Origin of the sequence: Parafrankia sp. Ea1.12 (assembly GCF_900465275.1) — a bacterium.
GTDB classification, from domain to species: domain Bacteria; phylum Actinomycetota; class Actinomycetes; order Frankiales; family Frankiaceae; genus Parafrankia; species Parafrankia soli.
In genome coordinates, this window is the sequence record NZ_UBIZ01000187.1 from 1 (window position 1) to 22002 (window position 22002).

The 22002-nt window shown below is 71.3% G+C and carries 21 protein-coding genes and 1 tRNA gene; 9 read left to right on the top strand and 13 right to left on the bottom strand.

Annotation, left to right across the window (positions count from 1 at the left end):
• Positions 1–107: 107 nt before the first annotated feature.
• On the top strand, positions 108–1715 hold the full coding sequence (locus FMEAI12_RS05895; protein ID WP_112105279.1) for a bifunctional phosphatase PAP2/diacylglycerol kinase family protein: 1608 nt from the start codon (positions 108–110) through the stop codon (positions 1713–1715).
• Between the two features lie 47 nt (positions 1716–1762).
• Here FMEAI12_RS05895 and FMEAI12_RS05900 read toward each other — a convergent pair whose 3' ends face one another.
• Together FMEAI12_RS05900 and aceE are read right to left on the bottom strand one after the other, a co-directional pair.
• Positions 1763–2602: a hypothetical protein gene (locus FMEAI12_RS05900; protein WP_071061852.1), complete on the bottom strand. Its 840-nt coding sequence runs from the start codon at positions 2600–2602 to the stop codon at positions 1763–1765.
• A 696-nt stretch (positions 2603–3298) separates the two neighbouring features.
• Positions 3299–6118 carry a pyruvate dehydrogenase (acetyl-transferring), homodimeric type gene (gene aceE / locus FMEAI12_RS05910; RefSeq protein WP_112105268.1) on the bottom strand — a complete coding sequence of 940 codons (2820 nt, stop codon included), beginning with the start codon at positions 6116–6118 and terminating at the stop codon, positions 3299–3301.
• Between the two features lie 326 nt (positions 6119–6444).
• On the opposite strand from aceE, the gene FMEAI12_RS05915 reads away from it, so the two are divergent.
• Together FMEAI12_RS05915 and FMEAI12_RS05920 are read left to right on the top strand one after the other, a co-directional pair.
• The gene (locus FMEAI12_RS05915; protein WP_235013747.1) at positions 6445–6849 is read left to right on the top strand and encodes a YjbQ family protein; all 405 of its coding nucleotides are present in this window, start codon (positions 6445–6447) and stop codon (positions 6847–6849) included.
• A 392-nt stretch (positions 6850–7241) separates the two neighbouring features.
• Positions 7242–7679 (top strand): DUF3052 domain-containing protein, encoded by a 438-nt coding sequence (locus tag FMEAI12_RS05920; protein WP_020459468.1) that lies wholly within the window; start codon positions 7242–7244, stop codon positions 7677–7679.
• 227 nt (positions 7680–7906) lie between these two features.
• On the opposite strand, the gene FMEAI12_RS37845 is transcribed toward FMEAI12_RS05920, so the two are convergent.
• A complete protein-coding gene (locus FMEAI12_RS37845) occupies positions 7907–8632 on the bottom strand; it encodes a DUF4234 domain-containing protein (RefSeq protein WP_235013748.1) in 726 nt (241 codons plus the stop codon).
• Between the two features lie 542 nt (positions 8633–9174).
• Here FMEAI12_RS37845 and FMEAI12_RS05930 point away from each other — a divergent pair.
• Together FMEAI12_RS05930 and FMEAI12_RS05940 are read left to right on the top strand one after the other, a co-directional pair.
• Complete coding sequence (locus tag FMEAI12_RS05930; RefSeq protein ID WP_020459470.1) at positions 9175–9633, top strand: peroxiredoxin; 459 nt, start codon at positions 9175–9177, stop codon at positions 9631–9633.
• A gap of 922 nt (positions 9634–10555) precedes the next feature.
• Positions 10556–10627 (top strand) — tRNA-Val (locus tag FMEAI12_RS05940).
• A 188-nt stretch (positions 10628–10815) separates the two neighbouring features.
• Here the strand turns inward: FMEAI12_RS05940 and FMEAI12_RS05945 are convergent.
• The 8 genes from FMEAI12_RS05945 to FMEAI12_RS05980 all read right to left on the bottom strand — a co-directional run bounded on the left by FMEAI12_RS05945 (position 10816) and on the right by FMEAI12_RS05980 (position 17266).
• Positions 10816–12078 carry a site-specific integrase gene (locus FMEAI12_RS05945; protein WP_112105269.1) on the bottom strand — a complete coding sequence of 421 codons (1263 nt, stop codon included), beginning with the start codon at positions 12076–12078 and terminating at the stop codon, positions 10816–10818.
• A gap of 245 nt (positions 12079–12323) precedes the next feature.
• Positions 12324–12626 carry a hypothetical protein gene (locus tag FMEAI12_RS05950; RefSeq protein ID WP_112105270.1) on the bottom strand — a complete coding sequence of 101 codons (303 nt, stop codon included), beginning with the start codon at positions 12624–12626 and terminating at the stop codon, positions 12324–12326.
• 135 nt (positions 12627–12761) lie between these two features.
• Entirely contained in the window at positions 12762–12947 is a 186-nt protein-coding gene (locus FMEAI12_RS05955; protein WP_112105271.1) for a helix-turn-helix domain-containing protein, read from the bottom strand.
• 30 nt (positions 12948–12977) lie between these two features.
• Positions 12978–14663, bottom strand: coding sequence for a replication initiator (locus FMEAI12_RS05960; RefSeq protein WP_112105280.1), 1686 nt, complete (start codon positions 14661–14663; stop codon positions 12978–12980).
• A gap of 20 nt (positions 14664–14683) precedes the next feature.
• Positions 14684–14893 carry a hypothetical protein gene (locus FMEAI12_RS05965; RefSeq protein ID WP_112105272.1) on the bottom strand — a complete coding sequence of 70 codons (210 nt, stop codon included), beginning with the start codon at positions 14891–14893 and terminating at the stop codon, positions 14684–14686.
• Complete coding sequence (locus FMEAI12_RS05970) at positions 14890–16455, bottom strand: FtsK/SpoIIIE domain-containing protein (protein WP_112105281.1); 1566 nt, start codon at positions 16453–16455, stop codon at positions 14890–14892. Before FMEAI12_RS05970 ends, FMEAI12_RS05965 begins: the two co-directional genes overlap by 4 nt.
• Positions 16456–16574: 119 nt before the next feature.
• Entirely contained in the window at positions 16575–16862 is a 288-nt protein-coding gene (locus FMEAI12_RS05975; RefSeq protein WP_112105273.1) for a hypothetical protein, read from the bottom strand.
• Positions 16859–17266 (bottom strand): plasmid replication, integration and excision activator, encoded by a 408-nt coding sequence (locus FMEAI12_RS05980; protein ID WP_112105274.1) that lies wholly within the window; start codon positions 17264–17266, stop codon positions 16859–16861. Before FMEAI12_RS05980 ends, FMEAI12_RS05975 begins: the two co-directional genes overlap by 4 nt.
• Before the next feature lie 222 nt (positions 17267–17488).
• Here FMEAI12_RS05980 and FMEAI12_RS05985 point away from each other — a divergent pair, with 222 nt between their 5' ends.
• The gene (locus tag FMEAI12_RS05985; protein WP_112105275.1) at positions 17489–17905 is read left to right on the top strand and encodes a helix-turn-helix domain-containing protein; all 417 of its coding nucleotides are present in this window, start codon (positions 17489–17491) and stop codon (positions 17903–17905) included.
• Positions 17906–17943: 38 nt separating this feature from the next.
• On the opposite strand, the gene FMEAI12_RS05990 is transcribed toward FMEAI12_RS05985, so the two are convergent.
• A complete protein-coding gene (locus FMEAI12_RS05990) occupies positions 17944–18381 on the bottom strand; it encodes a hypothetical protein (RefSeq protein WP_235013749.1) in 438 nt (145 codons plus the stop codon).
• A complete protein-coding gene (locus FMEAI12_RS05995) occupies positions 18378–18659 on the bottom strand; it encodes a hypothetical protein (protein WP_112105276.1) in 282 nt (93 codons plus the stop codon). Before FMEAI12_RS05995 ends, FMEAI12_RS05990 begins: the two co-directional genes overlap by 4 nt.
• Before the next feature lie 200 nt (positions 18660–18859).
• On the opposite strand from FMEAI12_RS05995, the gene FMEAI12_RS06000 reads away from it, so the two are divergent.
• From FMEAI12_RS06000 to FMEAI12_RS06010, 3 genes are all read left to right on the top strand, one after another.
• Positions 18860–20194, top strand: a complete 1335-nt coding sequence (locus FMEAI12_RS06000; protein ID WP_112105277.1) for a helix-turn-helix transcriptional regulator — start codon at positions 18860–18862, stop codon at positions 20192–20194.
• Positions 20195–20248: 54 nt separating this feature from the next.
• Positions 20249–20923, top strand: a complete 675-nt coding sequence (locus FMEAI12_RS06005; protein ID WP_235013750.1) for a 2'-5' RNA ligase family protein — start codon at positions 20249–20251, stop codon at positions 20921–20923.
• Between the two features lie 380 nt (positions 20924–21303).
• Positions 21304–22002: serine/threonine-protein kinase (locus FMEAI12_RS06010; protein WP_146776643.1), on the top strand; the 699-nt coding region annotated here is incomplete at its 3' end.

The window sequence follows — 22002 nt, forward strand, 5'->3', positions numbered from 1 at the left end:
CCCGGACCCGACCCGGTGCCCTGAGCCGGCGTTCCGCCTTCCCGGCGGATCGCCGCGCGCGCCCGCCCGCACACGGGACGAACGGGTACGGTTCCGGCGTGACGTCCATGCGGCGGATTCCGCGGCCCGTTCACCGTTCCCGCACCCGTGACCGTGACCGTTCCCGCGACCTGGTCGGCGAGAGCGATCTGCCCCGCGTCGGCGACCTGGCCCGCCTGCTCGTCCGGCACGACGTCGCGATCGGCCGGCGTTTCGTGCACACCTTCATCACGGTCGACCGCGCGATGTTCTCCGCCATCGCCGGCGCCCGGCCGCTGGTGGACCCGCTGCTGCCCCGGCTCTCCCACGCGGCCGACCACGGCATGCTCTGGTGGGGGGTGGCGGGCGCGCTGGGCGCGACGAAGGGCCGCCGCCGCCCGGCGGCGATGCGCGGCCTGCTCGCCCTGGGCGTCGCCAGCGCCGTCGCCAACGGCCCGGCCAAACTCCTGTTCCGCCGGGGCCGGCCGCCGACACACGGCATCCCGCCGTTGCGCCGGCTGCGCCGTGACCTGACGACCTTCTCGTTCCCGTCGGGGCACTCGGCCTCGGCGGCCGCCTTCGCCACCGGTGTCGCGCTCGACGCGCCCGCGGCGGCCGTCCCGGTGGTCGCTCTGGCGTCCGCGGTCGCCTTCTCCCGGGTCTACGTCGGTGCCCACTACCCGGGCGACGTGGTGGCCGGCGCCGCGCTCGGCATCGGCGCCGGGCTGCTGACGACGAAGGTGATGCCGCGGCGCCCCTGGTCGCCGGCACGGGCCCGGCCGGCGTCCGCCTGGGCCCCGGCCCTGCCGGACGGGACGGGCCTGGGTGTGGTCGTCAACGCCCGGTCCGGCGCCGGTCACCACGCCGAGCTCGTCGCCGTCCTGCGTGCCGACCTGCCCGGCGCGCAGGTCGTCGAGGTCGGCCCCGACCAGGACGTCGCCGAGGCCCTGGACCGCGTCGCCGCGCACAGCCGGGTCCTCGGCGTCGCCGGCGGCGACGGGACGGTCAACGCCGCGGCCGCGGCCGCTCTCGCCCGGGGCCTTCCGCTCGCGGTGTTCCCGGCCGGCACCCTCAACCACTTCGCCGCCGACGTCGGCCTGAACAGCGCCGGCGACACGATCAAGGCGGTCCGCGAGGGCACGGCCGTCGCGGTGGACGTCGGCAGGGTCGACGGCATCGGCGCGGCCGACTCCCGGTTCAGCCGGATCTTCGTGAACACCGCCAGCCTCGGCGGCTACCCGGACATGGTCGGCATCCGGGAGCGTTTCGAGCGCCGGATCGGCAAGTGGCCGGCGATGATCATCGCGCTGAGTCGGGTGCTGTGGAGCGACCCGCCGTTCGACGTCGAGATCGACGGCGTCACCCGCCGGGTCTGGCTCGTCTTCGTCGGCAACGGCCGCTACCTGCCCGACGGGTTCGCCCCGACATACCGGACCCGCCTCGACGAGAGCCTGCTCGACCTGCGGGTCGTCGACGCGACCGCGCCGCTGGCCCGGCTCCGCCTCGTCGGCGCGGTGCTGACCGGACGTCTCGGCCGGTCACGGGTCTACGAGCAGCGGACGGTGGAACGGGTGCGGATCTCCTCCAACCAGCCGTCCCCGCTGCCGTTCGCCAGCGACGGCGAGGTGACCGAGGGGATCCGCCGGATCGCGGTCACGACGAGCGGTGCCCGTCTCATCGTCTACCGGCCCGGGTAGACCCGGACGACGGGGGCGGTGCCCCGGGGGCGGCACCGGGTGCCGGGTCAGTCCCCGGGAGGGCTCTGGAGCGGCACCAGTGCGCGCAGCGGGGTGGTGAGCCGGGCGAAGACCTCGGGGTCGAGCAGGTCCTCGACGAGCAGCGCGCAGGCCAGGTCGGCGCACAGCTCCATGACCCGCTCGTCCGAGGACGAGTCCGGCGCCGTGGCGAGCCGGCGGCAGGCCGGGCACAGCCGCCAGAACCCCTCGGCGGCGCTGCGGCGGACCAGCGTCCACACCCGCCGTCGCCCGGTCAGGACGGCGCTGTCGAAGGCCCGCTCCATCGCGATCTGGTGGGCGTCGTCGTCGCGGGTGAGCACGGTCGTGAGCAGGCCGTCGAAGACCTCGAGGCTGGCCTGGTCGTGGCAGCGGCGGGCCAGCCGCGGCAGTGTGGCCAGCACCCGTTTCACGTCGGCGGCGGCCGGGCCCAGATCCGGCTCGTGCGAGCGGACCCGCGGGTACACGGTGCGCCACGGCCGCAGCAGCGCCGTGTACTCGGAGCGGTTCAGGATCGGCTTCGCGTAGGCGCCGGCGAGCGCGTCGCGCATCGCGCGCAGCGCGGTCGCGGTGATCGCGGGGTCGAGTGTGACGTACTCCGCGCCGGCCAGATCATCCGCGTAGATGGCGGAGAGGGCGTCGAAGGCCGCCAGGACCTCGACGATCAGCGGGGAGTCGGGGGCGAGCGCCTTGTCCCGGGCCGAGGCGAGCTGACCGGAGTTGCGCCACAGCGAGGCCAGTGCCACCAGCTCGCTGTCGGAGGTGTGCACGAGTTGCGCCAGGATGCCGAGGATCCCGCGGAGGTTCGGATGCTCCTCCAGCCGCTCGATGCGGCGGGCCCGGAGGATCATGCCTGCCGGCCCGGCTGGCGGGTGGCCGCCATGATGGCGGCCGGACCGGTGGTCCTCGGGACACGCGTCACGTGCTCCTCCTCGATCTCGTGGCGACCAGGTCGCGACGGGCCCCACCGAGCGCCGTCCGGATCACCGGACGGCCGCGGGCTCCGCGAACCGGATGCTCCGCGTTCCGGCCACGCGACGCCGGCCACGCTCCTGCCCTCGACGGGCCGGTGCCGCGGCACGGTGCCGTGCGCCGTGGGGGACGTCCCGCGGCGGTTGGCCGACCCTTGGCCGACGCGCGACAGCGTCGCCTGGCCGTCGGCCGTGGATGTCACTCCCGAGACAATAGTGTCGCCGGTGACGATCCGGAACCGATTGCCGGTGACAGCTTGTCACACGGAGTGCTGTGCTGGTGGCACCGTTGGAGTACAGATGGTAGCCGGTGCGCGGCCGGAGCTCCGTGAACACGAAGAGTTAGTGCCACATTCGGTTACACACAGTGGTGTCGAGGGTGGCGAACGTCGTCACGCCGTGTCGCGGGCGGCACGTCCGCCACCGGTGCCCGCGGGGCCCCGAGTGTCTCGGAAGCCCCGCGGGCCAGGTCCGGGCGGCCGCCACAGGCCGCTCCCAGCCGCCGCCACGGGCCGTCCAGCCGCCGTGGACCGGGCAGGCCGCTGAGGCCGCGGCCGGCTGGCCGGCCGCGCCCGGTCAGCCGGAGACCGGCTGGTCGTCCTCCTCCACGGCGCCGCTGCCGAGAGCGGTCTCGCCGGCGCCGTCCTTGCGCAGCCCGTACCGGCGGATGGCGTCGTCCACCGTGGCCTGCTCGACATCACCCGTTCGTGCCAGCGCCTCCAGGGTCGCCACGACCACAGACTCGGCGTCGACGTTGAAGTGGCGCCGCAGGGCCGCCCGGGTGTCGGAGCGGCCGAAGCCGTCGGTGCCCAGCGAGGTGTACTGCTGCGGCACCCACCGCGAGATCTGGTCGGGGACGGCGCGCATCCAGTCCGAGACCGCGACGACCGGGCCCGGCGCGCCGTCCAGGATCTGGCTGACGTAGGGCACGGCCGGCGGCTGCTCGGGGTTGAGCAGGTTGCGCCGCTCGCACACCAGCGCCTCCCGGCGCAGTTCGTTCCACGAGGTCACCGACCACACGTCGGCGGCGATGCCGTAGTCGGCCGCCAGCATCTCCTGGGCGGCCAGCGCCCAGCGCATGCCGGTACCGCTGGCCAGGAGCTGCGCCTGCGCCGTGGTGGAGCTCTCGGCGGCCGTGGCGGGCGTCCCCTCGCCGCCGGTGAGCGCGTCGGCGGTACGGAACCGGTACATGCCGGCGATGATCTGGGCCGGGTCGACCCCGGTCGGCTCGGCCGGCTGCGGGACCGGCTCGTTGTAGACGGTCAGGTAGTAGAAGACGTTCTCGTTCCGCTCGCCGTACATCCGGTCAAGCGCGTCGCGGACGATGTGGGAGATCTCGAACGCGAACGCCGGGTCGTACGACACGCACGCCGGGTTCGTGGATGCCAGCAGCAGCGAGTGGCCGTCCTGGTGCTGCAGGCCCTCGCCGTTCAGGGTCGTGCGCCCCGCGGTGGCGCCGAGCAGGAAGGCCCGGCCGAGCTGGTCGCCGAGCGCCCACATCTGGTCGCCGGTCCGCTGGAAGCCGAACATCGAGTAGAAGACGTACACCGGGATCATGTGCTGGCCATGGGTGGAGTACGCCGTCGCGGCGGCGATCACCGAGCCCATCGAACCGGCCTCGCTGATGCCCTCGTGCAGCATCTGGCCGGACTCGGACTCCCGGTAGGAGAGCAGCAGCTCCCGGTCGACGGCCTCGTAGCGCTGCCCGTGCGGCGAGTAGATCTTCGCCGTGGGGAACATCGCGTCCATGCCGAAGGTGCGCGCCTCGTCCGGGATGACGGGCACGAACCGGGCGCCCATCTCCTTGGTCTTCATCAGGTCCTTGAGCAGGCGGACGAAGGCCATCGTCGTCGCCACCGGCTGCTTGCCCGAGCCCCGCCGCAGCTCGTCGAAGATCGACTTCGGCGGCTGGGAGAGCGAGCGGGCCCGCACCACCCGGCGCGGGATCGATCCGCCGAGCCCCGCCCGGCGCTCCCGCATGTACTGGATCTCCTCGGAGTCCGGCCCCGGGCGGTAGTACGGCGGGAGGTTGCCGTCCAGCGCCGAGTCGGGGATCTCCAGGTAGAGCCGGTCGCGCAGCTCCTTGAGCTCGGTCTTGGTGAGCTTCTTCATCTGGTGCGTGGCGTTGCGGCCCTCGAAGTCCTTGCCCAGCGTCCAGCCCTTGATCGTGTGGGCGAGGATCACGGTGGGCTGACCGGCATGCTCCGTGGCCGCCTTGTAGGCCGCGTACAGCTTGCGGTAGTCGTGCCCGCCGCGGGAGAGCTTGCTGAGATCCTCGTCGGCCAGGTTGGCGACCATCCGGCGCAGCCGGGCGTCGGCGCCGAAGAAGTGCTCCCGGATGTAGTCGCCCGACGAGGTCGAGTAGGTCTGGAACTGGCCGTCGGGTGTGGTGTTCATCCGGTGGACGAGGACGCCGTCGGTGTCCTTGGCGAGCAGCGGGTCCCAGTCACGGCCCCAGACGACCTTGATGACGTTCCAGCCGGCGCCGCGGAACAGCGACTCCAGCTCCTGCATGATCTTGCCGTTGCCGCGGACCGGCCCGTCGAGGCGCTGCAGGTTGCAGTTCACCACGAAGATGAGGTTGTCGAGCTCCTCGCGGGCGGCGACCCCGAGGGCGCCGATCGACTCCGGCTCGTCCATCTCGCCGTCGCCGAGGAACGCCCACACCTTGCTGCGGGAGGTGTCCTTGATCTGGCGGTTGAGCAGGTAGCGGTTGAACCGCGCCTGGTAGATGGCGTCGATCGGGCCGAGGCCCATCGACACCGTCGGGAACTCCCAGAAGTCCGGCATCAGCCGCGGGTGCGGGTAGGACGACAGGCCGCCCGGCTCACCCTCGCGGCGGAACGCGTCCAGCTGCGCCTCGGTGAGACGGCCCTCGAGGAACGCGCGGGCGTAGATGCCGGGGGAGGCGTGCCCCTGGATGAAGATCTGGTCCCCGGAATCGCTGCCGGGGGAGGAGGTCAGGTGGTCCTTGCCCCGGAAGAAATGATTGAAGCCGACCTCGTACAGGCTCGCGCTCGAGGCATATGTGGCGATATGGCCGCCGACATTATATTCCGGACGGTTCGCGCGGCTGACCATGATGGCGGCGTTCCACCGGATGTACGCCCGGATCCGCCGTTCGACGTGCTCGTCGCCCGGGAACCAGGGTTCCTGCTCGGGGGGGATCGTGTTGATGAAGTCGGTGCTGGTCAGGCCCGGTACCCCGACCGCCTTCTCGCGTGCCCGTTCGAGGAGCTTGAGCATGAGGAACCGTGCCCGGCCTCGCCCGGACTCCTCGATCACCGCGTCGAGCGACTCGAGCCATTCGCTGGTTTCGGACGGATCGATGTCCGGCAACTGGCTCGGGAGCCCGTCGGTGATGACCGAGAACTTCCGCGTTGTGTCCTGCGCCACGCCTACTCCTGCTCTCCGTTAGCTCCTGTGCCGATGCCCTCTCACTATCGTGCTCCGTCTCGACACGGTCGTCACGCACGCCCTGCCTACTGTGCGGTAGGGAAACTGGATCGGCACACGCGGTTGTTCGCGGTCTGTCCCCGAGGTGGTGGCGCGCCGGTGAACACGCCGCGACGGCCGTCTGAGCAGCACCTGGACGCAGCCCTCGGACCCGGACGGCCACCCAGGCGTCGGGGTGGCGTGCAGGCGGTCGCACCGGCAGGTGCGGGATGGTTGGGATTACGTGCGCCCGGGTTGTGGACGCCCGCCGAGGGAGGGACGCCACCGTGGAGACGAAGACGATGACGGTGCGGACGGGGCGCGACGAACGGGTCGTCGACCTCACCGAGCCGGCGGCCGAGTTCGTCGCCGGCCGGGGCGACGGGCTGCTGTCCGTCTTCATCCCGCACGCGACGGCGGGCGTGGCCATCCTCGAGCTGGGCGCCGGCAGCGACGACGACCTCCTCGCCGCCCTGGCCGCCCTGCTGCCCGCCGACGACCGCTGGCGGCACGCCCACGGCTCGCCCGGGCATGGCCGCTCACACGTGATGCCAGCCATCATCCCGCCGTCCCTGACCGTTCCCGTCCTGGACGGGCGGCTCGCGCTCGGTACCTGGCAGTCGGTGGCGCTTGTCGACCTAAATGTGGACAACCCCGAGCGGACCGTCCGGTTCTCCTTCCTGCCGGGCTGACCGGGCCGGTCGGCCCCGTCCGGCGGGCAAAGTCCGGCCAGTGCGCCCACCCCGGTGCCGGACCTGGGATCATCGGAACGGCCAGGAGACGTCCGACATCACATACCCGCAGGTTGGACTGATGGTGGGATCATGTCGGCGGGTTTCGTACGACGGGTTGACGAGGCGGCCCCGGGGTAGCGAGATTGTGTCAGCGGAGATCGTTGTGGAACGGCCGGCATCCCCCTGCTTGTCCACAACCCCCGGCGTGGCACTTGCGCACCCACCGCATGGTCCGGTGGACTAGGCCCACGGCGGGTCGCGCGAGCGGATCGTCGCCGAACCGGTCCGCCCACGACCGGGGCGCCTCGCGACCGCGGAGCGTCGTGTAGACGAGCAGGAGGTAGCGGAGGGTGAGTCCGACCGCGGCGAACGCCGAGGGTCAGCGCCGTGCGGAACGTCTGGGAGTCATGGCCGGCACCTTGGTCCAGTCGCTCAACGAGGACGACGACATCGCCCAGGATCTCCTGGACGCGGTCACGACCTCGAGTGGCACCGACCTCGTCCCGGAGGACTCCGACGACGTGGTAGACGTCGTGCTCCTCTGGTGGCGCGAGGATGACGGTGATCTTGCCAACGCCCTCATCGACGCGCGTAGGCAGTTGTCCGAGGACGGCGTGATCTGGCTGCTTACCCCGAAGGCCGGCCGTGACGGCCACGTCGAGCCCAGCGACGTCCTGGACGCCGTGCCGACCGCCGGCCTCGTCCAGACCAGCACCGTCAGCGTCGCGGCCGAATGGGCCGGAATGCGGCTGGCCGCCCCGAAGTCCCAGCGGGTCCGCCACCGCTGAGGCCCCGGGCGCCCGCGCGCGTCCGAGGCCTCAGCGGCGGCGATCTCCCCAGTCGGGGTCGCAACCGATCGGTGTGACGTGCTTGCCGACGGTCCTTCCGCCATGCCCAGCGCCAGGTCCGTGTGCCGCCCGCCCGGCCGGCATCCGCACTTGAATGATCAGCGGTACGGCACCGCGGGCCGTCACAGCCCGCGGTGCCCCGTTTCTCGTCCGCTGCGCCGTGCGGCTCAGCGGCTCAGCGGCACCTGCTGGCCTTCGACCGCGCCGGGGTAGCGGTTCCAGATCTTGTTGATCTCGAACTGGAGATAGAGCGGCCCACCGCCGATCAGCCACAGCAGGAACGCGATCCCCGGGCTGATCTCCGGCAGGCCCGCGGCGCGCTGCGCCTCCGCTGTCCGCGTCCCCAGCCGCCACGCCGCCACGAACGGCGGGACGATCAGCACCCAGCCGATCAGGAAGGCCAGCAGCGACAGCGTAGGGTTGACCTTGATCCGCGAGTTGTAGGCGGCAAGCTCTTTGTTGGTCTTGTACACCCAGACGAACCCGTAGATCCCGAGAGTGATCAGCGGAAGGCCGAGCCACACCCCGAACGGATTGCGCCGTTTACCGAGGACGCCGGCTCCGACCGGCGGCACACCGGCCGGCGGCGGCCCGTATCCGGGCGGCACGGGATAGGTCTGCCCGGCCCCGGGATGGGGCGGGTAGGGATTCGAGCCCTCCCGGGGGAACGGCGGGTAGCCGCCCGGACCACCCGGGGCCGGACCGGGCGCACCCGCCGGCCCGGCCGCGCCGGCGAACCCGCGCGGGCCTCCGGGCGGTGCTCCAGGAGGGCCGTCCGGGAACGATCCGAAGGCACCGCCGGGCCCGGGCGGCTGTCCGCCGGGGCTTCCGTGGCCGCCCGGGCCCCAGCCAGGTGGGCCGGACGGCGGCATGTGATCGGTCAAGGTGGTCACGACCTCCCTGCTGTCGGCATCCGCGGGACGCCCGACGCGCCACTGTGCGGCCCCGTCCGCGGCGTGGCCGCGAGCCGGGGCAACGGCCGGAAAAAGCACACTCCGCCCGGTCACCTCTGTCGTTGTCCGGCACGACTAGCTCGCCGCGGTCGTTGACCGGTCAGACTAGGGCACCAGAGTCCCGGAAACCGGCTCCCGCGCCTTCCTGTGGCTTCGCTGACCGGAAAAGTGCCATCCGCGGCCGGCCGGGCACGCCTTGGAGCCGTTTCGGGTCTCTACATCTTCGAGTGCCGTTGCCGAGTACCCGCCCCGATGTGTTCCCCCTGTGTGCTCATCCTGTTCACCATCGCATCCGTGTCGTAGCGCCGCCGCTGCCCACCGCCCCGGCCTGCCCGCGGGATCCGGCACACCGGCCGCAGCCGGAGCGCAAGGCCGTGGCCGACGGTGGCATGCTGGCGGAGAGGACCGACAGGTCGCGAAGACCGAGAGGTCGAACAGCACCGCAGGACGCGAAAACCAACCGCAATCGAGAGGAAGAGCTCGTGACCGTCGACGTCGGAGCCGTCGCCCCCGACTTCTCGTTGAAGGACCAGAACAACGAGGTCGTCACCCTGTCCGACTTCCGGGGCCGCCGCAACGTGGTGCTCCTGTTCTACCCGCTGACCTTCACCGGCGTCTGCCAGGGCGAGCTGTGCTCCGTCCGGGACGACCTGGCCTCCTTCCAGAACGACGACGTGCAGGTGCTGGCCATCTCCGTCGACTCCTCCTTCGCGCACAAGGTCTGGGCCGACCAGCAGGGCTACGAGTTCCCGCTGCTGGCCGACTTCTGGCCGCACGGCGAGGTGGCGAAGGCCTACGGGGTCTTCAACGAGGAGAAGGGCATCTCCCTCCGCGGAACCTTCATCATCGACAAGGAGGGCAAGGTGCGCTGGAAGGTCGTCAACAACATTCCGGACGCACGCGACCAGGCCGAGTACCTCAAGGCCCTCGCCTCGCTGTAGTCCCGGCGAGCGGCGGGCCGGGTCGCCTCGCCCGTCGGACCCCCGCGAGGTGTTCCCGAGTCAGGGACACCTCGCGGGGGTCCCGGCGTGGCATGGCACGGGCGACGTGCGCCGCCGGTCTTCGAGGACGGGGAACCTCATGCCGTGTTTCCGCTGCAGTACGCGACAGACCGACCCAGTCCGGGGCGCGAGCCCCTGGCAACGCGCGGTCGTCGGCGGCGAACAGGTCCTGGTCTGCCCGACCTGCCGCCCCTCCCCGGAGTGGGAGAAGATCCTTGACCGCTGCGACCGCTGCGCCTCGACCCACCTGGCGAAGGCCCTCGGCACGGTGTTCTGCCGGGCCTGCGGCGCGCGGAAATCCTCCGAACAGCAGCCCGCCGGGCGCTCGCCAGCCCCTGAACCGCCCTCATCGGCTCGCGAACCGTTCTCAGTCACGCCCGGACTGTCCTCACTCATCCCCGAACCGTCGCGGACCGCCTCCGACGTGCCAGAGACCACAACCGGTGCTCTGCGCCCGCCGGCCGCAGGATCCGCCAGGGGCGAGCCGGCCGCCACAGACACTCCCAACGCCTCCGCGGGACGTCATGGCGGGGAACCAGCCGTGGAGGGGCCTGAGCGTGCCCTCAGCGGCGACCTCGCCGCCGACAGGGGCGAGCCGGCCGCCACAGACACTCCCAACGCCTCCGCGGGACGTCATGGCGGGGAACCAGCCGTGGAGGGGCCTGAGCGTGCCCTCAGCGGCGACCTCGCCGCCGATGTGGACGCAGCCCTCACCCGCATGTTCGGGCGACCGCGCCCGGTTTCCTGACCCACGATCCGGGATCATCCGCTAACGTTGCGACCGGGCACGGTCACCTCACCGATCCGGCGATCGGCCGTGCCACCGGACGGACGATGCCTGCGTAGGCTGGGCATCCACCCCGGGCGCGTAGCTCAGCGGGAGAGCGCTCGCCTTACAAGCGAGTGGTCGCAGGTTCGATCCCTGCCGCGCCCACGCGCTGGTTCCGCGTGCTTGCCGATCCTTCGGATCGACTGCGGCACAGCCGCAATGCTAGCCGGGGGGACGACCCCCCGAGCCCCCCGACGGGGCGCCTGCGGCGCCTCTGGGGCCGGGAAAATTGGCCGTTTGTAGCAACGCCTGTAGCAACGCGCACGGTGGCCGCCCGTCGGGGGAGTCGCTGATCAGCTGCCGATCAGGTGGTCGTCGAGTCGGGCCAGGGCGGTGCGCTTCTCTGCCATCGACGAGTGCGCGTAGATCGTCATTGTGACCTCGATCGCGGAGTGGCCGGCGATCTCGCGGACGGTGTGGGGCGGGACGCCGAGGTTCAGGAGCAGGGTCACGCAGGTGTGCCGGAGGCCGTGGAAAACCACCTCTTCGAGGCCGGCCGCCTGTCGGAGCGGTTCCCAGGTGCGCCGCAGGTTGCCTGGCTCGATCATGGTTCCGATCTTCGTGGTGAACACGTGATCGGTGTCCACCCAGCGGGTGCCCGCGGTGCTCCGCTCGGTGTCCTGGAGCTTGCGGTGTTCGGTGAGGGCGTCGGCGACGAAGCCGATCAGCGGCAGCGTGCGGAACGACGTGTCCGTCTTCGGGGTGACCAGGCGGAGCGCGCGGCCGGTGCGTTGGAGGGTGCGGCGGATCGTGAGGGTGCCGCGGTCGGTGTCGAGGTCCGACCACTGGAGACCGAGGAGCTCCCCGCGGCGTAGGCCGAGGAAGAGCGCCAGGACCACGAGCGCGTAGAGCCGGTCACCGGCCGCCGCGTCGAGCAATGCCCGCGCCTGGTCGACGGTCAGGCCGCGGTTGATGCCGTACTGCGGTGGTGTGATCTTCACCAGCTTCGCGACGTTCCGGCGGAGCAGTTCCTCGCGGACAGCCGCCTGTAGGCCGTTACGCAGCACCGAGTGAGCCTGCTGCACCAGCCGCCGGGATGGGAACGACTGGCAGCACTGGCCGATCGCGCAGCACCGCCGGTCGCTCTCCCGCCGTCGGGCATCGAGGCCGCGCCGGCAGCACAGGCAGGAGTTCTCCATCTGCCGAACGAAGAGCCGGACGTCCGCCGCGGTCAGTCTGTTCAGCCGCTTCTTGCCGATCACCGGGCAGATGTGAACCCGGACCATCATTTCGTACCCGTGGTACGTCGCCGGCTTGGCGTTCGGCTTGACCGTCTGCGCGAGCCAGTACGTCAGGAACTTCTCGACCGTCCACCCGGTGGCCTCCGCCGGAATGCCCTGGTCAGAGTTGGACTGGAGTTCGGTCAGCTTGGCGCGGACGATCTCTTCCGACTTGCCGTAGACCGGCCGCCGCTTCATGGTGCTGTCGGGCATCAGAACGTAGGCCGCGCCGACCCACAGGCTGTCCGCCCGCTGGTAGATCGAGCCCTGACCGTTGGCGCGCTTCCTGCGCTCCTTGCGCCGGCCGTTCGACGGACCGGGGGTGTTGCTGGGCATGGGTGTTCTCCTTGCCGAAAGAACGGGAGGGATGCGCACGGGGTCGGGTTGCGCTGCCCGGTTCCGGTGGGGTTCCCGTTCTCTGGCGCTGGGATGGTCTGTCGGGGCGCCGGCCGCGTCCAGGGCGCTTCGCGTCGCTGACGCGATCGGCCTGCGGCCGACCCTGGACACGTCCGACACCCCGACAGCTTCAAGCGCTACCAGAGAACGGGGAAAAATGTGGGGGAGGGCAGGCAGGGGAGCCGCTATGGGTGCGTGACGCTCGCCGCCGCCGGGCCCGCCGAGGGCATGACGACCGCCGGGGCGACTGCCGAATCCCCGGGCACCCGCTGGAAGATCAGGGTCGTTTCGACGTCGCCGAAGTGCTCGGTGAAGAAGGCGTCCGCGGGCAGGGTCGTGAGGATCGCCGTCAGGTCGCCGACGTCCGCGCCCGGGTGAACGGTCAGCGCGAGCGTGCCGTCGTCGAGGGAGCGTGTGGCGACGAACGGGGAGTCACCGTTGCCGGGGGTGCGCCACGCGCCGAAGCCGCCGGACGAGAAGATGGGCATAGGGCTTTGCTCCTGTCGTAGGCAGGGGTGGGGTCTCAGGTCCCGGTTGGGTGTTCCAGCACCCGCCGGGACCGCCTTGCCGAACTTCCGGGCGATCGGGAGGCCCCCGCGCCCATGCGTCGAACCGCCGGCCGTTCACGCTGCTTCTCCGTCGCCGCGTAGCCGGTCGATGTAGGCGAGAACGGCGGTACGGGGAACCCGCCGGGCGCGGCCGATGCGGACGGATTCGAGCCGGCGGCCGCGGATCAGGTCGTACACGGTGCTACGGCCGATACCGAGCAGCGCGGCGGCTTCGTCGACGGTCAGCAGCAACTTGCTCATGGACGCTCTCCACGTGGTCAGGGCGGAAGATCAGGCAGCGTGGGCCGTCGCCGGTGGGCCGGTTGCCGGAACGTCGCCGCCGGTGGCGCGTCGGGCCGCGTCGAGCTGGGTGCGCCAGGCGTGGCGTTGCGCGACGGCCTGCAAGAGGAGGTGCTCGCGGCGCGGTGCGGCCGGATCGCCGGGACGGAGCAGCGTCCACACGGTGCGGGCCGGGTCGGTGTCGGTCGCGGCGGGTCCGGTGCCGGTCTGACCGAGGGTTTCGAGCTGCTGCCGGATGAACGCGATCCGGTCGTGTTTGTGGTCGGTGAGCGTCTTGCCGGACCACTTGCGGCTCACGAGGACCCGCCGGCCGCCGAACCCGAGGGTCTCCCGCCGGTGTGCCTTGCCACGGCAGCGGCCGGGGACGAGGCCCGGTTTCGGGTTCTTCGGTTGGACGCCGTAGCGCAGCCAGTTCGCGCAGGTGGGGGAGCACGGTTCGTGCCGCAGGGCGTCCGCGAGCCGGTCGACGTGGCGTCGCTGGGCGTCGGTGGTGGCCGCGTGGCAGGCGTCGAGGCTCTTCGTCAGGTACTTGGTCAGGTAGCCGATCATCCGGCCGGTGTTCGCCGAGTTCGCGGTGACGCCGTCCGCGCGCAGTTGCGGGCCGAAGCGGACGACGTGGGCCGGTTCGTCGTCCTCGCCGATGGCGTCGAGCGCCTCGTCCCAGGTGGGCAGGGGACGGGCGGTGTCCGGGGCGAGGTAGCCGGCCGCGTCGCCGTCCCAGACCGGTAGGTGGCCGTCGCCGTAGACCGGCCGGTCGCAGGGCGGCCACCAGACCTGGTGGTAGGTCGCCGCCGCCACCTCCCGGAGCAGGATCCGGGGGACGGTGCCGCGGATGGCCGCGTGCAGGTGGGGTGCGAGCCGTCGTTGCGGTTCCAAGGTCGCGAAGTACTGGACGTCCCAGCCGACCGCGCGGCGGAGGTTCTGCCAGAACCGGTCGATCAGCTTCGGGAAGTGGATCGCGTCGCGGGCCGCCCGCCGGTAGTCGTACGAGCCCGGATCGACCGGAGCGCCGTCGCTGTTGACCCGTCCGTAGGTGTCGCAGGTCAGGGTCAGGAACATGGACGGGCGCCAGGTGGTGCCGTCCGCCGCTTCGTAGGTCCGGCCGACCGTGCGCTTCTCCACGGGCAGTCGGGGCAGGTCGGGGGCGTCCTGCCGCCGGCGGGTCGACCGGGCACGGCGAGCACGATCCCGGTCATCCGGAGCGGCTTTCCCGCGCACGCCCAGGGCGTTGAGTTCCTCGTCCACCTGGCCGATGAGTGCGTCGATCTCGGCGACGCCGGCCGGGTCGCTGTCGCGTTCCGCGTCCAGCCGAGCGGTTTCGAGGTCCGCGCGGAATCCGGCGAGGATTTTCGCCTCGTCCGTGGGCGGGTCCGGGTCGGGTAGCGGTTCGTCGTCGAGGTGCCAGCCTGCCTTGCACTGCGCCATCCGCAGTCGCCGAGCCTTCTCGGCGCAGGTCGGGCACTTGCTCGCCAGGGTGGCGCCGCAGGGCACGGGGATGATCTCGGTTTCGCCGGTGTCGAGGTTCGTGCGCCGCATTGGCATCGGCCGCACGCACACCCCGTTTTCGACCGCGACCGCTTCGACGACGTGCCGGGCGAGTGGCATCCGCATCCGGGCCGCCCGCGAACCCGGGCGATCGTCACGATCGTCACGCCCGGCAGGTCCGCCGGGGATCATCAGATCGGGGAGGGGGGCGGTCACGCGGGACGGTCCTCCGAAGCGTCGAGGTCCAGACGGTCAGCGGAAGGTTCGAGGAAGCGGGAGCAGCCGCAGGCCAGCCCGGGGACGATGTCGGCCCGGCACCGTCCCCGCCGGTGGGTGATGCGCAAGTGCCCGCAGGTGGCGCAGATCGGCAGCACCGGCACCGGGGCGGCCAGGTCGGGCGGGTCACCGGCCGGGCCGGTCATGCCACATCCCCCCACCAGGCCCGGTCGACGGCGATGCCGTCGATCACGGTGTCGTCGAGGTAGGGGGCAAGGTCCGGTGTCCACCCGCCGCCGGCCGCGGGTGCGGGCCGGTAGGTCCACACCGTGCGGCTGATCTCGGTGTCGTCGACGAACGAGGCCCGGACCCGGATCGGTTCGGGGTGTCCTTCGTGGAGCACGTAGCCGACCCCGGGCAGCGACACGGGGATCTCCTCCGCACGGGCGCCACGGTCCCGGGCGCCGGAGCCGAGGACGAGATCGGCCTGTTCGGGTTCGGCCATGCGCAGCGCGACCCGGACCGGGAACAGGTCCCGGAACGGAAGCACTTCCTTACGCGGGTCCTGCACCGCCGCCAGGACCACGACCCCGGGCGCCCGGCCCTGGGAGAGCAGGAGCGGCAGGGCCGCGCCGATCCGCTTCTTGATGTCCCGGTCGGTGACATACGCGGTCAGCGAGGCGATCTCGTCGACCACCACCACGATCAGCGGCTCGCCGGCGGTCGGGGTGTGTAGCCGGGTCCGCCCGCGTAGCCGCGCCGCCCGCTCCTGCATGACGGTCACGGCGTCGTCGAGGAGATCCGCGATCGACGCCGCGTCGGTGGTGAACCGGGTGAACAGCGGTTCCCCGAACGCGAGTTCCATTCCGCCTTTGGGATCGCACACCCACAGCTGCACCAGCCCCGCGCGAACGGCCGGACCGAGACCGCGGATGACCGACCAGATCACCGACGCTTTCCCCGCCCCGGTCGCACCCGCGACGAGCAGATGCGTCCCCCGCACTGGCAGCGCCCACAGCGCGCCGTCTTCCTGCCGGCCGACCGGGACCGCCCCGAGCCGCTCGACCAGCGGATCGGACACGGCCCCGTCGTCCTCTTCCCACGTCGGGTCCGAGCTGTGCGGGTCGGACGGGTCGAGGTCGACGGGGCCGACCGGCCGGGTGAGGGTGTCGTGGTGGTGGAAGTGCAGCCGGACGAACCGGTGCGCTTCCGCCTGCACCTGGCAACGCCGGGCCCGGAACACGTGCCGCAACGCTTCGGCCTGCTCCGCCCACTGCTCCGGGGTCTGCCCGGGAAGCAGCTCCACCCGCAGCACGTCCACCGCCCGGGTGGAGCGGATCCCGCGGATACGCGGGAAGTACTCGTCGAAGGTCACCTGATCCGCGTTCGACGTGGGCATGCGGATCGCCAGGTCGGTGTGCACCATCGTCGGGCGCCACCGCCGCCGGTAGACGACCGTCAACCGGATCTGCCCCCACACCCACCGCGCCAGCCAGCCGAACGACCGCGCATGCACCCGGCGCCACACGACCGCAACCACGGCCACGCCGACGAGCAGCGCGACCAGGCCCAGCGGGCCGCACCGACGGACGAACAGCAGCAGGCCGACCGCGATCGGGACGGCGACCCGGTGCCGCCAGCACCAGCGGACCCCGATTACCAGCCCCTTACCCGCCACCGCCAGCAGCAACATCCACAGTGGAACCCGCACCCGGTCGGGCCGGGACGGAATGCTCGGCATCCGCCGATCGCCGTTGATTCTGGACATGACAAATACCACCTGTTTCAGGGCGCACGAAACCACGAGCATGCGAAGGGAAGGAAGGCGAGCCGGAGTCGGCGTTTCCGGTTCCGGGGCCGTTATGTGCGGGTGGAACGGGCCGCGTTTTAGGCGGCGTTTTCCTCGGGCGGGTTACCCGCGCCCTGCTCGGCGAGATGGATGCGCTCGCAGTCGAGAACGTAGGTGTTCACGGCCGCCAGCAGGTTCCGAGCGAACCGAAGGTGATCCGGGGTGACCGCGCCATCGGCCGCGGCGAGGGTCAGCGCCGCCCGGTTGATGTCGAGGGAGAGGATCGGCGGACGGTCGGGGTAGGTGTGGCACAGCACCCGCCAGTCCGTCCCGACGTGGACGCTCAGGTGCGTCGACGACGGCCGGTTCGCCTCGTCGCCGGTCACGCCGCCACCCCGGGCTGCCGGCGCACCGGGCCCACCGGGCGGAGCCGCAACGCCCGCATGGCGTACGCCTGCTTGGGGAACTGGCCGTTCGTGTCCACCCACGGGGTGACCGTCATGCCCTCGAACAGCACCGGCCGGAACGGTGTCCCGGGCAGCGCCTCGGGCAGCACCGGCTGAACCTGGCTGGGGACCTTCACCTTCAGTTCCGCCTGCCGGGCCGCCGGGTCCGGGTCAAGAACCCGCACCGTCCAGATCCGCTCTCCGGTGTTCGGGTCCCGCTCCTGCGGGTCGGCGACACCGGCCTTGGACTTCTCGTAGTCGTTCGCCGCCTCCACCCCGAGAACGAACGCCCCCGCCGGGAACACGTCCTCGAAACGCACGGGAATACGCCGCGGTACCGCCATGGATAGTCGACCTCCGTAGGGTCAGCCCCGCCCCGGGTGAGCCCGGGGCCTGTCGGGCGCCACCTACGATGCACCGCTCGCCGAGCGCTCGCCAAGCTTCTATACGCCTATGGATAACGCCTCGATATAAAAACGCCCCCGGGCTCGTGGCAATCTTCCCGACAGCTCACCGCGGGAACTACTGTTTGACGGGCGACAAGCATTCGGGGGTGCTGATCAACGATGGTGCGCGAGACGACGGCAGGGGAAGACTGGCCGGCTGTCGGCACGGCGATCACCGAGCGGATGCGACGCCGGCGGATGACGCAACAAGGCCTTGCCGCCGCGTCCGGGGTGTCCGTCGCCACGCTGCGGGAGCTACAGCGCGGGACCAGCAGCCGCCGCGCCCAGGACGCGACCCTGACCGCCATCGCCCGCGCGCTGGGATGGCCTGAAGATCATCTGTTGACCGTCCTGCTCGGCGAGAGGCCCGACGAGGTGCCGCTCCGCCCCTTGCCGGTGGATCAGCAGATCCTCGAGGTCCTGCTCCGGATCGAACGCGGTGTCGCCGAGATCGGCGCCCAGCTCCGCCAACCCGCCTACGCCCGCCCCACCGTGGCAGCCGGACATGACAGCGGGCCGGACCCGGCAGCACAGTAGCCACCAGATCCGGCCCGCACCCGAGCCGAACAACGCTCTCAGCCCGGCGGAAACACCCCGTCCAGGTCGGCCCCGGCCCCGTCCGGGGCGTCCGAGCCGGGACGGGTCAGGAACAGCCGGACCGCCGCGACCGCCTCGGTGAACCCCGCGCGGTAGGCGTCCTGCCCCTCAGCGCTCAACCAGCGCGACCGGCCCGGGAGCCCCGACGGCATGTCGAGCGCCGACCCGTTCAACGTCACCAGCCGCCGACGCCCCGCCAGATTCACCCGCGGCCGGTACACGAGGATCACATCCATACCGCCGTGCACCGCGCTCAGCTCCACACCGGCGGGCATCCCCTCCACCGCCCGGTGCAGGTCGACCACGTCCGAGCCCGGTTGGATCGTCAGCGCCCACGCATCCTCGCGCCACGGCAGCATCGCGACCGACGGCCGATACCGACCACCCGTCGTCAGCGAGGACGGCGGCGCGGTCACAGGACTCGACCCCTGTGCCGGCGGACCAGGTGTTCCACCTTTCCGCCGATCATCATCCAGTCACCCTGCCCCGCCGACCGTTCCTCGACGAAGAACCGCAGCGGGGTCACCTGATAGTCCGACCAGCCCCGCTCCACCGCGAACGAATCCGCGTCCGCCGCCGACCGGAACGTGATCACCGTGTCCCGAACCCGGCGGGAACCTCCCGCCTCGAATCGGACCACACCGAACAGCACCGCGTCCGGCGCCGGTGTTCGCCTCGAAAGCGCATCCGTCATGCCGCCTCTCCTCTCGTGCCTGTTCACGGAGGTCAGCCCCGCCGTGGACACGATGACCGCGGAATCGGGGCAGCCGGGACGTACGCTGACGTCATCGAGCGGTTCGGAATAGATATGCGGCTGAATACTCAGCGTGGATAGACTGGCGGACGGTACACGGTCCACCACGCCACACATCCGTTTCTTGGATGGGAGCTGTCATGACCCGACGCCGTCCGCTACCCACCGCACCGACGGGCCTGTGGGACCGCCCCGAGATGGCCCAGGCCCTCTCCGCCCGCGACATGCGGAACGTGCTGATGATCTACCGGAAGTGGACCGGCGCGTCACAGTCGCAGATCGCGGCCATGACCGGCGTGCCGCAGCCGTCCATCAGCATGATTCTCAGCGGCAAGCGGCAGGTCCTCACCATCGAGAACTTCGAGAAGTTCGCCGCGGGACTCGGGATCCCACCCGACCGTCTCGGCCTGGCCGCACCCGAATCCGCCGAACCGGACGCCGAGACGGCACCCGGCACGGGGCCGAACCGGCGCACGGTGCTCGCGGCCAGCACGCTCTGGGCGATCGACGAGGAGCTGGAGGAAGTCACCCGGCGGATGCAGCTCTTCGCCGCGTCCAACGTCGACGACGACGCCCTGTACCAGTTGGACACGAGTATTGAGGTCGTCGGCCGCCGGTACGAGACCAGCGATGCTGCCACCGTCTACCCGGTCGCGTTGAAGCAACGCCGGTGGCTCGCCGAACTCATGACCGGGCACCAGCACCCCGACCAGCGCCGGGAGCTGTACGCGATCGGCGGGAAGCTCTCCGGCCTGCTCGGCTATCTCGCGTTCGATCTCGGAAACGAACTCGTCGCCCGCGCCTACTGCAACGAGGCCATGAGCCTCGCCAAGACCGCCGGACACAACGATCTCGCCGCATGGGTACGCGGGACACAGAGCTTCATCGCCTACTACGGCGGCCGGTACCGCGAGGCCCTCGACCTGGCCCGCGACGGACAGCGCTACGCCCGCGGCGGCCCTGCCAGCATCCGACTCGCCATCAGCGGCGAAGCCCGCACCCTCGGCAAGCTCGGCGACGTCCACGGCGTAGACGAAGCCGTCGGCCGCGCCCTGACCGCCCACGCCAAGATCGAGGACACCGACCCGGTCGGCTACTTCCTCTCCTTCGACCCGTTCACCGCATCCCGCATCGCCGGCAACGCCGCGTCCGCCTACCTCGCCGCTGGCGCCCCTGACCGAGCCCGGGAGTTCACCGACCAGGCGATCCCCATCTTCGCCGCCGCCGGGTCGACCGCCAGCCACGCGCTCACCCTCGTCGATGCCAGCATGACTTACCTCGCCGGACCCAACCCCCAGCCCGACCGCGCCGGAGCCCTGGTCAGTGAAGCCATCGACGTCGGTGCGGACCTTCGATCCGAAGTCGTCGCCCGCCGCGCCCGCGACTTCCTGCTCAGCGTCGCCCAGTGGCGCACCGTCCCCGAGATCGCCCAGGTGCAGGACGCCGTGAAGGCGTGGAGACTGCCTACCGCGTAATCGTGTGGTCCCGGTGACCACTCTCGTTGGTTACGCCGTCTAATCTCGGTGGTCGTGCCGCTCTCCCACGAAGCCCAGGTGGACGCCGAGGACTGGGAAGCCTTCCGCCGCACCGAACGGATGGCCGACCACTGGTGGTGGCGGCCCGGATGGCGCCCGGACCGGCACTACCTGACGTGGTACCTCGTCTTTCACGACCAAGCGCTCACCGACCACGTTGCCGGATTCCAACGCGAGCTCGCCGACCTGGACTACCTCGACCCGGTACCGATCGACGGCCTGCACATGACCGTGCAGGGGGTGGCCTTCGCCGACGAGCTGACCGCCGAGACGGTCGCCGCCATCGGGAAGGCCGCGGACGAGCGGTGCGCCGACATCAAGCCGTTCACCCTCACGGTCGGGCCGATCGCCGCGTACACCGGAGGCGCGTTCCTCCGCACCGCCCCATGGCAGCCGGTCGCCGACCTGCGCGACCAGCTACGAGCGGCGATTGGTGACGTTCTGGGCGCCGATGCCGTGCCCGACGAGCCCGCGCGGTTCAAACCACACATCAGCGTCACCTACTGCAACGCCACCCCACCGGCAGACGAGGTCATCCGCCGACTCTCCGAACTCCGCCAGCACCCGCCGATCAGCCTGCCTGTCAGCAGCATCGACCTCCTCGAACTCCGCCGAGACGGACACGCCTACCACTGGGACATCCGCCACCACGTCGACTTCACCGACTGACGAGCACCACCAGGAGCACACCCCGTGTACCGGAGCCGCGGGAAACAGACCGTGCTTGTTGCCGAAATTCTCGTTTTGAGATCAAGAAGCGGCACGAGCCCGCGCCGCGCGACCGCCTGCGCGCGGCCCTGGCGGGCCGTGCTCGCCGGGCGCGTCGCAACCACAGCCGCACCAACCCACGACCACGAACGGCGGGTTCCCCGTGACGCTCGACTGATCCGGCGGCAGGAGAACAGGCGGTGTCCGATATGCGACCACAGCCGCAGTCGGACAGACTCCGGCAGAATAGACAGAGCTAGGATCGTCTAGCGTAAAGATGCCGTTGTGGGGAGATGCGGGATGAGCGCCGGCCGCCGGCAGCACATGACAGCTCTCGTCTCATGATCGAGGAAAAGGAACGGATCGCGGCGGCGCTCCCCGGCTACGAACTCGGCGTCCGCCTGGGCCGGGGGGCGTTTGGACTGGTCCTGACCGGCCGGCACCGCGAACTCGACCGCGACGTCGCCATCAAGATCCTACCCGTCGAACAGGACGAAACCCCGGAGCGCAGCCGGGCCGAAGCACGCCTGCTGAACCTGCTGGACCATCCGCACATCGTGCGGGTCCACGACGCCATCGCCACCGACGACCTGTATCTGATCGTGATGGAGCTGCTGGCCGGAGGCACCCTCACCCGCCGCCGGGCGGGCATGACCGCCGAGACGGCCTGCGCGGTCGGGCTGGGCGTGGCCGCCGCGCTGTCCTGCGCGCACGCCCGCGGGGTGCTGCACCGCGACATCAAGCCCGCCAACATCCTGTTCGACACCGCCGGCCTACTCAAGGTCACCGACTTTGGGATCGCCAAAATCGTGGAGGGGACAGCTGCCACCGCCAGCACGGTGATCGGCACTCCCCGGTACATGGCCCCCGAACGGTTCCTGGGCGGCCGGCTGGGCCCGGCGACCGACCTGTACGCCCTGGGCGTGCTGCTCTACGAGCTGCTCACCGGCGCCCCGCCGTTCGACCCGGCGCTGTCCGCCCCGGCGCTGATCCACCACCATCTCAGCGTGCTGCCCCCACCCCCGGCAGGAGTCCCCGGG